Annotated in this window: 10 protein-coding genes and 2 pseudogenes; 4 read left to right on the top strand and 8 right to left on the bottom strand. The window is 46.1% G+C overall.

What is annotated here, in order from left to right; all coding sequences use genetic code 11:
- Positions 1-91: 91 nt before the first annotated feature.
- From DSM107010_RS42795 to DSM107010_RS02270, 3 genes are all read right to left on the bottom strand, one after another.
- Entirely contained in the window at positions 92-268 is a 177-nt protein-coding gene (locus tag DSM107010_RS42795) for a transposase (protein ID WP_373425459.1), read from the bottom strand.
- 131 nt (positions 269-399) lie between these two features.
- The gene (locus tag DSM107010_RS02275; protein ID WP_106166850.1) at positions 400-693 is read right to left on the bottom strand and encodes a hypothetical protein; all 294 of its coding nucleotides are present in this window, start codon (positions 691-693) and stop codon (positions 400-402) included.
- 317 nt (positions 694-1,010) lie between these two features.
- Positions 1,011-1,619 carry a DUF3318 domain-containing protein gene (locus DSM107010_RS02270; RefSeq protein ID WP_015157191.1) on the bottom strand — a complete coding sequence of 203 codons (609 nt, stop codon included), beginning with the start codon at positions 1,617-1,619 and terminating at the stop codon, positions 1,011-1,013.
- 229 nt (positions 1,620-1,848) lie between these two features.
- On the opposite strand from DSM107010_RS02270, the gene DSM107010_RS02265 reads away from it, so the two are divergent.
- Together DSM107010_RS02265 and DSM107010_RS02260 are read left to right on the top strand one after the other, a co-directional pair.
- A complete protein-coding gene (locus DSM107010_RS02265) occupies positions 1,849-2,106 on the top strand; it encodes a hypothetical protein (protein WP_015157190.1) in 258 nt (85 codons plus the stop codon).
- A 398-nt stretch (positions 2,107-2,504) separates the two neighbouring features.
- Positions 2,505-2,714, top strand: a pseudogene (locus DSM107010_RS02260) (hypothetical protein); the annotation flags it as partial.
- Between the two features lie 71 nt (positions 2,715-2,785).
- On the opposite strand, the pseudogene DSM107010_RS02255 reads toward DSM107010_RS02260, so the two are convergent.
- The 4 genes and pseudogenes from DSM107010_RS02255 to DSM107010_RS39305 all read right to left on the bottom strand — a co-directional run bounded on the left by DSM107010_RS02255 (position 2,786) and on the right by DSM107010_RS39305 (position 7,202).
- Positions 2,786-3,950: pseudogene (locus tag DSM107010_RS02255) on the bottom strand (glycerate kinase).
- A 98-nt stretch (positions 3,951-4,048) separates the two neighbouring features.
- Positions 4,049-5,527 carry a sensor histidine kinase gene (locus DSM107010_RS02250; protein ID WP_127022237.1) on the bottom strand — a complete coding sequence of 493 codons (1,479 nt, stop codon included), beginning with the start codon at positions 5,525-5,527 and terminating at the stop codon, positions 4,049-4,051.
- Between the two features lie 170 nt (positions 5,528-5,697).
- Entirely contained in the window at positions 5,698-7,074 is a 1,377-nt protein-coding gene (locus DSM107010_RS02245; RefSeq protein WP_181246318.1) for an SLC13 family permease, read from the bottom strand.
- Complete coding sequence (locus DSM107010_RS39305) at positions 7,044-7,202, bottom strand: hypothetical protein (protein WP_181246317.1); 159 nt, start codon at positions 7,200-7,202, stop codon at positions 7,044-7,046. The genes DSM107010_RS02245 and DSM107010_RS39305 overlap by 31 nt, the downstream gene beginning before the upstream one ends.
- Positions 7,203-7,605: 403 nt before the next feature.
- On the opposite strand from DSM107010_RS39305, the gene DSM107010_RS02240 reads away from it, so the two are divergent.
- Positions 7,606-9,324, top strand: a complete 1,719-nt coding sequence (locus DSM107010_RS02240) for an iron uptake porin (protein WP_241994091.1) — start codon at positions 7,606-7,608, stop codon at positions 9,322-9,324.
- Between the two features lie 11 nt (positions 9,325-9,335).
- Here DSM107010_RS02240 and DSM107010_RS02235 read toward each other — a convergent pair whose 3' ends face one another.
- Positions 9,336-9,569, bottom strand: coding sequence for a hypothetical protein (locus DSM107010_RS02235; RefSeq protein WP_015157184.1), 234 nt, complete (start codon positions 9,567-9,569; stop codon positions 9,336-9,338).
- A gap of 164 nt (positions 9,570-9,733) precedes the next feature.
- Here DSM107010_RS02235 and DSM107010_RS02230 point away from each other — a divergent pair, with 164 nt between their 5' ends.
- Positions 9,734-11,869: an NAD(P)/FAD-dependent oxidoreductase gene (locus DSM107010_RS02230; RefSeq protein ID WP_127022234.1), complete on the top strand. Its 2,136-nt coding sequence runs from the start codon at positions 9,734-9,736 to the stop codon at positions 11,867-11,869.
- The last annotated feature ends 88 nt before the right edge of the window (positions 11,870-11,957 follow it).

Here is an 11,957-nt window from a genome sequence, read left to right as displayed (position 1 = left end):
CACTTTAGGCAAATTCAACGAATCTACGTGGTTTTAGCCTACGAAAAATCAAGGTTTCACCCCAGTTTGACAGAAGAGGGCTGAGCCCAATTTAAGATGAAGCTGCATAGAAAAGAGCTTCTAGAATAAAGTTAGAAGAAGAGATTTCTGGGATGCGATCGCGTAAATCTTGTAGAGAAGAGAAAAGTTGATTTTTGAGAGGTTTTTTGAGGAATTGCCAAAGTCTCTCAATCGGATTGAGTTCAGGGGCTGATGCTGGTTGAAACAGAGGAATAATATTTTCCGGTCAACGAATTGCTGAACTTGTATGAGCAGATGCTCGCTCGATCTGTAAAATGGCATAATCCGAGCCTAATTCCTGAGATAGCCAGTCCCAGCACTGTTGAAAACACTCACTATTCAATTTTGGATACTCTCAAGGAAGTGGTCCCCAGTCAATGGTTCAATCGCACCGTAAATCCAGAAGTTTTCCCATTGCCATTTTACTCCAACAGTGGGCTTGACTCCAGAAGCAGTAATCACTTTTCCTGTAAGAGTTTTGAGTCCAACCCTAGTTTCATCTTGACACAAGTAATACACACACTTACCTTGTGCCAACAGTTGTTTGAGAGTTACTAGAATCACAGCTGTTTGTAGGAGTTTTTTTAGTTCCTTTTCGCTCTCGGCGATCTCAATCTTAAATGGGCGGCTCATGGCTATGTGAACTTATCGAATTTGCTTACCTCTATATGCAGCTTCATGTTGAATTGATATGAGTCAGTTATATTCAGTTATATAAAGATCGGAAAATTTTTAGTAAGGAATTGTCATGAATAAAAAGGCAAAGAGATGTTGACTTCGCAATTTAGTTTTGATAAGCTCTTTTTTATAATGGAACTATAGACGAATTTTTTAGATTTTCAAATATTCCCATTATAAAGCGTACACGCTAAATTGTAGCAGCAAAAATAGCACGGGACAACCCCTTTTTAGAGCTAATTATTGTGCTTATTAAATAAGTAATCTATTGATTATTTTTCTCTGAGAGTTTCTGGAATACCAGCAGAAGAAAGTCCGGCGATCGCTTGCAAATTTTGACGGCGGAGTAGTTCCATAAAATCTAAAGTCGGTCGTCCTTCCATCTGTGCCACCGCTTCAATTGCCGACAACAGATGTTGAGCCGCCTCTGCCTCAGCATAACCCCGCCTCCCAGCAACGCGCACTGCTGCCTCATCTGCTTCTACCTCAATTTGAGAACTGTGGTTATTGCGCCAAATCCGAGTCCCGGCGATCGCGGTTAATGCTCCAGCTGCCACAGTACCCACCACATCCCCCTGCACGATCTCTACTACCGTCCCCAAAAGCCCCGCTAAGACAACTCCCTGATAGACGTCCGGTTTAAACCACTTCACTGCCGTCAACCAGCTAACAGTCCGCAACAGCAACAAATCTCGCTGTGGTTGGGGTAGCCGCCGCCAGAGATCGAAATTAATGGAAATGCGACGTTCCTGCTGCCACGGCATAGGAAAAGCATAATCGATAACTTTAGTTTGCTCCCGCTTACCGACAATCTTAGTCAACATCCGACCGGAAGCAGGCATCAAGTCCAGAAGGCGGCGGATTTCAGTAGTTGGTTCCATGAGTAGGGGATGGGGAAAGTCAAAAGTTAAAAGTCAAAAGTTAAAAGTCAAAAATCATGTATTGGGATGGGTGGGATTTAAGGTAAAATTTCCAGCCAAGGCTGTCCATCTCTTTACTAAACCCGCTCGTATACAAGTTAAAAGCTCACTACACCTCACACCCTATACCCTACACCTTGTTTGCCGATCGCTGATAATAAACTAATAGACTTAAAAAATTATCTCTTCAATGGATGCATTTGCACCGATTCCGCCTCAATGGACTAAACAGGCAACTCATGCCAATGAATTTTGTTGTCCCCGTTGTCGTTCTGGTAGCCGCGAAGCAGAAAGAGTCTGGCTAAATCGACGATCGCCCGTATTTACCGAAAACAACCGTCGCAAGTGGCAAGAGTTTTATCAGTGTCAATGCAGTTGTGTCTGGTGGGCATGGAGTAACGATCGCCCCCCTTCAGATTTAACACCGAAAGAAGACTGCGAGCGTTAAGTTGATGGTTGGTAATTGGTGGTTGACGGTAAACGCCCTCCGCTACACTACTCCGTGAAGACGGTGATTGAGAAGTGGCTGGTGGAACCGATGACGCTTTGGCTGGAATCTTTTCTAGTCACCAGTCACTAGTCACTGATAGCTGGTCAAGAAATCATTACCAAAAACCATAAATTCAAGCAAATATTCCTGTTGGCAACGGGCAAATCTGTCTTGATGAGATAGAATACGATACAAATAACGGTACGCTTGTCAAGCTGATGAAATACTTCTTTAGAACAATGGCGGTTAAAAGAAATATTTCTTAATCTGGAGGCAAAGCCAGACAGAGAATTTAACCGAAAAGTCCGTACATTGCTGCCCAATCAATGACTCGTTGAATTTATAGGAATAAAGTTATGAGCGATCGCTCGCCATCGGAAGCATCTATCTTTTTGAGTTATCTCAGAAACGGGATCTGGTTTTTGGGAATATCTTTTTGGTTATTTGGCATCATTGACCGAAGCATTGCTTCTTTCTCTGATGGCTCCCTATCGAGCGTAGATACGCTCCAGCTGTTTACAGCCGCCTTTTTCTTCATCGCTTGGTTGTTCCTGAAACCAAAGTCGGGGCATCGGGAGAAACAGGAAGTTAGGAATCCTAACCCTTCCTCAGCTTCCTCAGTTCCCCCCGCTATTTTCTAACTTCCAGTTGCTAATTTCTGTCCTACTAAAACAGAGCGGACAACCCGTTCGGCAGCCTTAGTAACGAGTTCTGGAGCATTGGCGATCGCATCTCCTAAACTACAGGGTGCATCGAGAATGCTTTCAAAGGAGTCGATGCCGCAATTGAAATTCACCTCAGCATCACGCCCGATAGTTCCGGCAAGGGCAATAACTGGTAGCTGATATTTCTTGGCTCTTTGTGCCACTTCTGCCGGAATTTTGCCGCGTGGAGTTTGAAAGTCAATACTTCCCTCCGCTGTAATCACCAGATCGGCATCTTCTAATAAGCGATCGAGGTGGAGATATTGCATCACAATGTCATAGCGAGGATGCAATTTTGCCCCTAATAAAGCATACAAGCCCGTACCCAAGCCACCAGAAGCGCCACTTCCGGGCATTTCTCGCACATCTATACCCATGTCGCGTTCGATAATAGCAGCATAATTATCGAGTGCTGCGGCTAGCTGCTCCACAGTTTCTGGTGAAGCACCTTTTTGAGGTCCAAATACTCGCGCTACACCTTTTTCGCCACACAACAGATTGTGCCAGTTACACGCCACATCAATTTGTACCGATTCCAAACGGCGATCGCGATCTTTAAGATCGATGCGTTCTAGTTTTATCAGTTCGCCACCACCGCGATCGATTTCCTTCCCATCTGCATCTAACAGGCGTACTCCCAGAGCTTGCGCCATTCCCGCACCACCATCATTCGTACCGGAATCGCCACAACCAACCAGTATCCGTTCTGCACCCGCATCTAGCGCTGCTTTAATCAGTTCTCCCACGCCGTAGGTTGTTGTCACTAGAGGGTTACGTTCGTGATGCGGCACTAATCTCAGTCCCGCTGCCGCTGCCATCTCTAAGACAGCAGTTTTTGTCTGCGTATTACCCAGAAACCCAAAATAAGAATCTACAGGCTGTCCGACAGGACCGGCGACCGTCAGATGGTGTAAAGTCCCGCCCGTAACTGTTACGAGGGCTTTGGTGAACCCTTCTCCACCATCTACGTAAGGGAGCTTTGTGGATAGTAGCATCGGGTAAAACTCGCAAAATTCCCGTTTCAATACAATCTGCTACCTCATCAGCTTCCAAGCTTTCTTTAAATCCCGAAGGTGCAATCAAAATACGTAAGCTCATAATTATCTCCTGTAATGAATGAGTAGCTAGTGGCTAGTGGCTAGTGGCTAGATTCTGAGTTTTGTTCTAGTCACCAGTCACTAGTCACTAGCCACTAGCTACTCTCGTAGTGGCAATGAAATCTGTACGTATGTTCCCTGACCAGGTTCGCTATCAATGGTGAGTTGACCCCCATGCTGTTCGACGATCGCTTTGCTTAAGGTAAGTCCCACGCCTGCACGCTGACCGTTGGTAGTGACTGTGGGAGAAAAAACCCGTTCGATCGCGGGTTGTTGAATTCCCTTGCCGTTGTCAGCGACTTCAATTAAAAGATTCGTAGCATCAGGATCGATGCGCGTCCGCAAACCAATACGTCCACCTTGTTCTGGCAATGCTGCTAAGGCATTCCGTACGAGTTCGCTCAAAACCTCGCGTAACTTCGGGCGATCGACAACTGCATAACTGACTTCTGGAGCAATATCCAGATCGACGCTCACGGCGCGTTCGACGAGTTCGGATTGAAACCGCAGCAGCAGATCGTAAAGCAGCGCTCTGATATCGGTACGGGCAAGATTCAAATCTAAGGGAAAGCCAAAATCAGTAATTCGCGACACGGCTTGTAATAGTAGATCGAGCTGCCCGATCGCCGCCCGTTGTTGCCCGTCAAATTCTTCGTTGCCCTTAAAACCATTGTGGTGCTGCAACTGAGTCACTCGCGATCGCAATTGCGACAATAATCGATGCAAAGTGACTCGTGAAGGCAAATGCTGCCAAGCAGAATCTTCTACGCCATCTTTAACAACACCATTAGGAACGGCAGCCAAACCTGCAACCTGCTGCCGTTCTGCCATTGCCTCCATCATTCGATTGAAAGCTCGGCTGACTGCTCCTAGCTCGTCTTGACGTTCTTCACCGAGGCGGCGTTTGAAGTCTCTTTTAGCTGCGTCGTCTAATGCCTCCTCTACCTCTTCTAATGGTGCAAATAAATCTGAAGCTAAATAAGCTGCAAGAAGCAACATCAGTGAGATTGTGCCAAAAGCCGCGATCGCTAGAACTAATTGCGCAGTTTGCCGCGTATTTTGTGTTTGCTGGCTGATGATTTGGCGATTTTGGCGATCGGAAGCAACGGCTTGTTGAGTGACTTGCTCAAATCTAATAAAGTCTATGTCTTCTAGTTGTTTTTCTAAAATTGCAAAGGCGCGATCGCGTTGACCTTGTGCTACTAAAGTAAAAGCTTCGCGGGCATCCTGGATCAGCGCAATGTATGCATTGCGAACTTGTTGAACTTGTTTTCGTTCTGCTTCAGTATCGGCTAATTCTGCCCAGCGCTTAAAATCGGCTTCTGCTGGTTTGAGAAAGGCTTCAAATTCTTGTCGTGCATCTGGATCGTCGCTAATAATCGCATCTGGCAATTCTTTAAAAGCCCGAAAAGTTGCCGTTCTGACGCTCTCCAGCAATAAACTACGTTGATAATGTCCTTGCAACCTGCGTTCGCTATTTTGCCACTGCGCGATCGCCCACACAGTCACACCCGCCGTTGCCAGCGCCAGCAACGCCAACCCGCTAAATGTTGTTAATAGTTTCTTTCTTAAATTCATAATTTAAGGGAGCAGGGGGGAAGAGAGCTGAGGGAACCGAGGAAGCGGAGGGAGTTGAGGGAGCAGCTATCAAGTCGCAAGTCGCAAGTCGCAAGTCGTAATTAATTCACTACACCCTACACCCTTTCTTCACTGGTCACTGGTCAGGAGTCACTGGTCACTGATAACCGTCATAGCCTTAAGCCGATCCATTGCCAGTAACCGTAATAGAACACCACGATCAGTGCCAAATGAACTAGCAAGAGTACGGAACTCAGACGCAATAAGTCTGCTGGTTTATAGGTTTCGCCTTCTAATTCTTGAAACATCAACAGCGCTTTGGAACTGACGGGAAAAGTCAAACAATAGTCCATGCCGACGTTGCTGAGGAATAAAACCGCTACGGGATTGAGTTGCAAGCTGTTGCCTAGATATAACAGCGCTGGGACTAGAGCTACAGCTCTGGCTGTATGCGAAGTCATGTAAATGTGGGAAGTCAGGGCAATTAGAGATAATACGAGCAAGATCAAGAGGCGCGATTCTGTGCCAGCAATGCCACTTGCGGCAAATAGCTGGTTGATAATCCATTCGGCTGCATCAGATTCAATCAACGCCTCGTCTAAAACCAAAGCTGCACCCACAAATACAATTAAGTTCCAAGAAACTGCTTTCAACCCATTTTTCCAGCTAATGACTCCAATACTAGGTGCAGTTAGTACTAAAGCCCCAATCACCGTAACGGTGGCGATTTCCAACCCATGCCAACTTTCCGTCAACCACAGCCCTACCATGACCAAAACGACAAGCAGTGTTGTTCGTTCTGCTGTAGAAAAGGGTTTTTTTTGCTGATAAGGAATCTGAAGTTGGCGCTGGCGGCGATTTTTGTCTAAAAATAAGCGCAAAATTACCCAGCAAGAAATATAACTAGCGACAACTCCAAACGGCACGCCATAAAGCGCCCACTGTGCGTAAGAGAGCTTGACATCAGCAATTTCGTCTAACAAGTCGATCGCGATCAGATGGGAACCAGCACCAATGAGAGTAGAAATCGTGGCAACTAAAATAATTGTCGGCATCAGTAGCGCCATTGCACGGGTAATGCGGCGATCGCCTGCGGCGTTGGCAATGCTGCGAAATACAGGAATGACTACAGCTGCCCTGCCAGAAGTGGAAGGAATAACGAAAGACAAGGGAATTAATATAGTTGTCAACAGCCAAAACACGCCGTTGACATTCCGGGCGCGACTGACGACCAACTGCGTTAATCTTGCCGCTAAGCCCGTTTGCTGTACGGCTCCACCCAAAATGAAAGCACCGATCATCAGCCAAATTACATCTGATTCCAGTGCCTCAAATAACGCTTCTTGTTCGCTACCACCAGATAATATAAGCAACACCACCGTTGCTAGGGCAACATAGGCTGCGTTCAGGGATGTGGTTGACCACAAGATTACCGCTAAGGCAAAGGCAAACAGAGATAATCGCGCCTCTGTTGGCAGCGAACTTGGTAGAAGAATGGCGATTCCTGCTATGAGAGTCAGCGCCAAAGGTAGCACGGCATCAACCACCCAACGAAACCGTCGCTGACGTGGGTGAGTTTTAGTAGAGGGCGCTTGCTCTCAATGCGCGACCAAATGCTAGTCGTGCCTAGTCGCTCCTTGCTACCTGCCTTTTGAGTGGCAGCAGCTTTATTCATCTTTCCTCCTAGTCACCAACTAACGTGCGGTATGACGACCTGTACTGAGTGATTGTTTCACTCGATTGACACAAGCGATCGCCCGTGCTTAATCAGAGACTAACATCTTCTTAAAGTAAATTTAATTTCTTGTCTAAGTATCTACCCTGGGATGGAAGGCAGAAGTTTTTACCTCAATTTAGCTTTTTTCATAGATCGATTTCTAGTATTTCTGCAAACGTAATTTTGCACTTTTTGAAATTTCGTATTTTTGCACTTGTAAAAATTAAAAGAGAGGTTATTCGAGCAAAATTATCCAAACATGCTTCAGAAATCCTTTGAAAACTCAATTTTATGAAATTTCAAATATAGTTGCTTTAATTTCAAAAAATAAATAAAAATAGTAAGCATGAACCAAACTTTAATGAAAAAGTTAATTTCGATCGTCGCTCCTCTAGCGATCGAATTATTGCTTTCTCCTACAGTCATAGCAGAACAAATTCTGCAACATACACATATTGACCCGAACAGCAACGAGCGCCAAAGTATAAAAAACAACTTTCAACTATCAAAGGACATACCTCAAACTACTAGTATCATAGATAACATTAACCAAGATAAAAAACGGTTTTCGATCGCCGAGCGTCGCGATCGTAAAGATCCCCCCTTCGCCCCCCTCGATCGGGCGGGTTGGGGGGATCTTCAGATGAGCCAAGTCACGTCTGTTTCGCAGTTATCTGATGTCCAGCCTAGCGATTGGGCTTTTCAAGCCTTGCAATCTTTAGTGGAGCGCTACGGAGTCATTGCTGGTTATCCAGACAGCACGTTTAGAGGCGATCGGGCAATGACGCGGTATGAATTTGCGGCAGGGTTGAATGCAGCATTAGAAAGAATCAACGAACAGATCGCAACTGGCAATCCTATAACTCAAACAGACTTAGCCACCCTACAAAAACTGCAAACTGATTTTGCTACCGAACTGGTGACTCTACGCGGGCGAGTCGATCGCTTAGAGGTACAGACAGCTCAGTTAGAATCTAATCAATTCTCTACCACCACCAAACTAGAAGGAACGGTGCTTTTTGCCCTCAGCGATGCTTTTGGCGGAGCGGGCGACGACAACAATACAGTGCTGCAAAGTCGAAGCAGACTTGCTTTTGAAACCAGTTTTACTGGAAAGGACTTACTGACCACCAGGCTTGATTTTGGCAACTTCGAGCAATTTGACTTGCCAACAGATGAAGGGCGTTTAGGTTTTGACTCGAACACCGAAGGAAGCGTGGAACTGGGGAACCTAGAATATGAACTACCAGTGGGTGAAAAAATAACGCTGTTGTTCCAATTCAACGATTCAGACAGCGATGATTTTACGGATGTAATCAACCCTTTGTTTGAAGATAGCGATACGGGGGCAATTTCTCGCTTTGGACGACGCAATCCTATTTATCGCGTCCCCAATAGCAACACGGGAATTGGAGCGAGGTTACAGTTATCTGAGGCAATGAGTTTTGATTTCGCTTATCTGGCTGGAGATGCTAACGATCCGGCAGCTGGTGCGGGACTATTTAACGGCGATTACGGCGCGATCGCTCAGTTAACATTAACGCCCAGCGATCGCCTTGCTGTAGGCTTAACTTATATTCATTCTTATGGAGCTGCCGGTCAAGGTTTAGATACAGGTACGGGTAGTACAGCCGCTAATTTAACTCAAATCGGCACGCCAGATCTCGAACTGCCTGTAGTCGGTAACTCCTATGGCATTGAAGCCAGTTACAGAATTAGCGAGGATTTTGCGATCGGTGGCTGGGTGGGCTATACTGCTGCTCGCGCAATCGGTTTGGGAGATGGATCGATTTGGAATTACGCCATCACCCTCGGATTTCCCGATCTGGGCAAAGAAGGCAATCTCGGCGGAATTATAATCGGGATGCAACCGAAATTAACTGGTACGAGTAGCGGTTTAAGAGCGATAGGGCAATCGAGCGACCCCAATACTTCAATTCACGTTGAAGGCTTCTACAGATACCAAGCTACAGATAATATCTCTATCACCCCTGGTTTGATTTGGCTGACAGCTCCAAATCATAATACTGAGAACGAAGACATCGTGATTGGAACAATTCGCACTGCCTTTGAGTTTTGAGTGCTACACAATTAGGCAAATTTTTCCCACGCCTGGGTGACAATCTCGCTCAGCCTGCGGCGCTGGCGATCGTCTAATAAGCTATCATCTGCAAGCAGTTGGGCAGTTAGCTGTTCTAAAGATTGTCCTTGAGAACGGACGAACTGAATCACGCCCGCGATCGCAGTGGCTACCAATTCATCGCTAATTGGTTTTTGTCTGAGATTAATAATTTCTTCGGGGCTGGTTGGGATGGGATAATGCATGGCGGGAGTTTACAAGATAAAAAACTGTTTTAATAAATCCAAACACAATTGTAAATTTTCTTAAACTTGTTCTAAGCAAGCTTATTTTTGGCAAGCTTAGCCTAGTCTAAACCCTTGTCACCTCTGTCCAAATTGGTAGTTTACCCATAGACAAAAGCGCCAAGATGAAAGAACTCTTGTACATTGAAATCCCCACACCAGACACATCTGTCGTTCGGCACTGGTTGCAAGCGGAATTTGAACCAGGAATCGGGCAAAAAGCGATCGCGCCTGAAGGTTTTCGCTTGCAAATACCTACAGATACAGCGATAAAGACAAATATTTCAGATCCAACGGCAAAAAAGCTAGGGGAGATCTCCGCTTTTGTTTGGTCTGTACAGCGTACTACATATCTCAAGGTCTTCCGTTGGGCAGATTCTCCCCTACCAGGAGAACGGCAAATTCTGCAAAGTCTTGTAAAGCAGATTAGAATTAAGTTTCCTCATAACTATCCCGCACCACCAGCAATAGATTTATCCCAACAATCTATTTTTGAGGCGCTTGCTCCCCACTACCCCCTCACCGTCAAGTATTTTCAGCAAATGCCTAATGGCGAATACGATCTCAAGCGAGTTTACTGGTGGGAGCAAAGGTGGCGCGAAGGAGTGCAGAATCCGCAGCAGCCGCGTCAAGTTGTGTTTTCTAGGGAAAATGTAGAGGCGTTACATGTAAACAATGTAGAGACGTTACATGTAACGTCTCTACAGCCATCCTACGATCTCATTTACATCGGTGGCGCATTAGGCGTGATTCATGCAGCGGTGATGGCGCAGTTAGGTTATCGCGTGTTGTTGTTGGAGCGTTTGCCATTTGGACGGATGAATCGGGAGTGGAATATTTCTCGCACGGAATTACAAAGTTTAATCGATCTGGGTTTGCTAACTCCTGCAGAATGCGAAAGTGCGATCGCACGAGAATATAAAGACGGATTTAATAAGTTTTTCGATGGGAACAATCCACCCCACTTAAAAGCACCGATCCTCCATACTCCAACGGTGCTGAATATAGCCTTAGATGCAGAAAGGTTACTGCGGCTGTGTGGAGAAAAGTTAAAAGCTGCGGGGGGTGAAATTTGGGACGAAACCGAGTTTCTCCGCGCTGATATCGAGCGATCGCAAGTTACGTTACAAGCTCGGCATTTACCCAGCCAAACTCAAAAACAAGCCAGCGGACGAGTTTTGGTAGATGCAATGGGGACAGCTTCTCCGATTGCTTGGCAACTCAATGGCGGTCGTGCTTTTGATAGCGTCTGTCCGACGGTAGGAGCGGTAATTAATGGCGGCTTTGAGCCTGGGGTATGGGATGCTCAATATGGCGATGTACTCAATAGTCACGGCGACATTTCGCGGGGAAGACAGTTAATTTGGGAATTATTTCCTGGTGCGGGCGAAGAAATCACAGTTTATTTGTTTCACTACCATCAAGTCAATCCAGAAAATCCCGGTTCGTTGCTGGAAATGTACGAGGACTTTTTCACGATTTTGCCAGAGTATCGCCGTTGCGACCTAGATAAACTCGTATGGAAAAAACCTACGTTTGGTTATATTCCGGGACATTTTAGCGTTGGGAGTCGCGATCGCACGGTTGCTTTCGATCGCTTAGTCGCGATCGGCGATGCAGCTTCGCTGCAATCTCCCCTCGTCTTTACTGGTTTTGGCTCCCTCGTTCGCAATCTCAGCCGTCTTACAGCCTTATTAGATATGGCATTAAAGCACGATTTGCTCAGTGCTAGCGATTTGAATCAAATTCGCGCCTATCAAAGCAATGTTGCCGTGACTTGGATGTTTTCTAAAGGCATGATGGTTCCCACGGGTAAATTTTTACCACCAGAACGAGTCAACTCGATGCTGAATAATTTCTTCGGACTGTTGACTGACGAACCTTTAGAAGTTGCCGATCGCTTTATCAAAGACCGCTTTGATTGGTTTACTTTTAATCGTTTGGCGCTGAAAGCTGCCAGAAAAAATCCCGTCTTGCTGCTCTGGATTTGGGAATTAGCCGGAGCCAAAGATCTGCTGCGATGGCTGCTGAGTTACTTCAACTTTAGCTGGAATTCCTTGTTGAGTCTTTGTTTTAGCGGCTGGTTGCCGAGTTTCTTGCGCCAGATCCAGCCGTGGTTAGAACGCCGCTATCCCAGATTGTGGTTGAGGCTGCTGACACAAAGCTACGCCCTAACAACTGGTATGGGAAGACCCCAACTGGCGATCGCCCCTCATCCCCGCACGCCTGCAATTGGTTCTCAAGATGTGGTTAGTAGTTAGTTGTTGGTTGTGGGTGAGTGGCTTGTGGCTAGTGACTAGTGGAACCAGATTCAATTCTTGTCACCGGTTCCACTAGTCACTGACAACT

It is taken from the genome of Chroococcidiopsis cubana SAG 39.79 (assembly GCF_003991895.1).
Classification (GTDB): domain Bacteria; phylum Cyanobacteriota; class Cyanobacteriia; order Cyanobacteriales; family Chroococcidiopsidaceae; genus Chroococcidiopsis; species Chroococcidiopsis thermalis.
The sequence above is the reverse complement of the archived record's forward strand: the minus strand, read 5'-3'. Positions and strand labels throughout refer to the sequence as shown.

Excerpts from the sequence above, each read along its gene's own strand:
- DSM107010_RS02240 (WP_241994091.1), top strand. The coding sequence starts at position 7,606 with ATGAAAAAGTTAATTTCGATCGTCGCTCCTCTAGCGATCGAATTATTG.
- DSM107010_RS02250 (WP_127022237.1), bottom strand. The coding sequence starts at position 5,527 with ATGAATTTAAGAAAGAAACTATTAACAACATTTAGCGGGTTGGCGTTG.
- DSM107010_RS02230 (WP_127022234.1), top strand. The coding sequence starts at position 9,734 with ATGAAAGAACTCTTGTACATTGAAATCCCCACACCAGACACATCTGTC.
- DSM107010_RS39305 (WP_181246317.1), bottom strand. The coding sequence starts at position 7,202 with ATGAATAAAGCTGCTGCCACTCAAAAGGCAGGTAGCAAGGAGCGACTA.
- DSM107010_RS02265 (WP_015157190.1), top strand. The coding sequence starts at position 1,849 with ATGGATGCATTTGCACCGATTCCGCCTCAATGGACTAAACAGGCAACT.
- DSM107010_RS02235 (WP_015157184.1), bottom strand. The coding sequence starts at position 9,569 with ATGCATTATCCCATCCCAACCAGCCCCGAAGAAATTATTAATCTCAGA.
- DSM107010_RS02275 (WP_106166850.1), bottom strand. The coding sequence starts at position 693 with ATGAGCCGCCCATTTAAGATTGAGATCGCCGAGAGCGAAAAGGAACTA.
- DSM107010_RS02270 (WP_015157191.1), bottom strand. The coding sequence starts at position 1,619 with ATGGAACCAACTACTGAAATCCGCCGCCTTCTGGACTTGATGCCTGCT.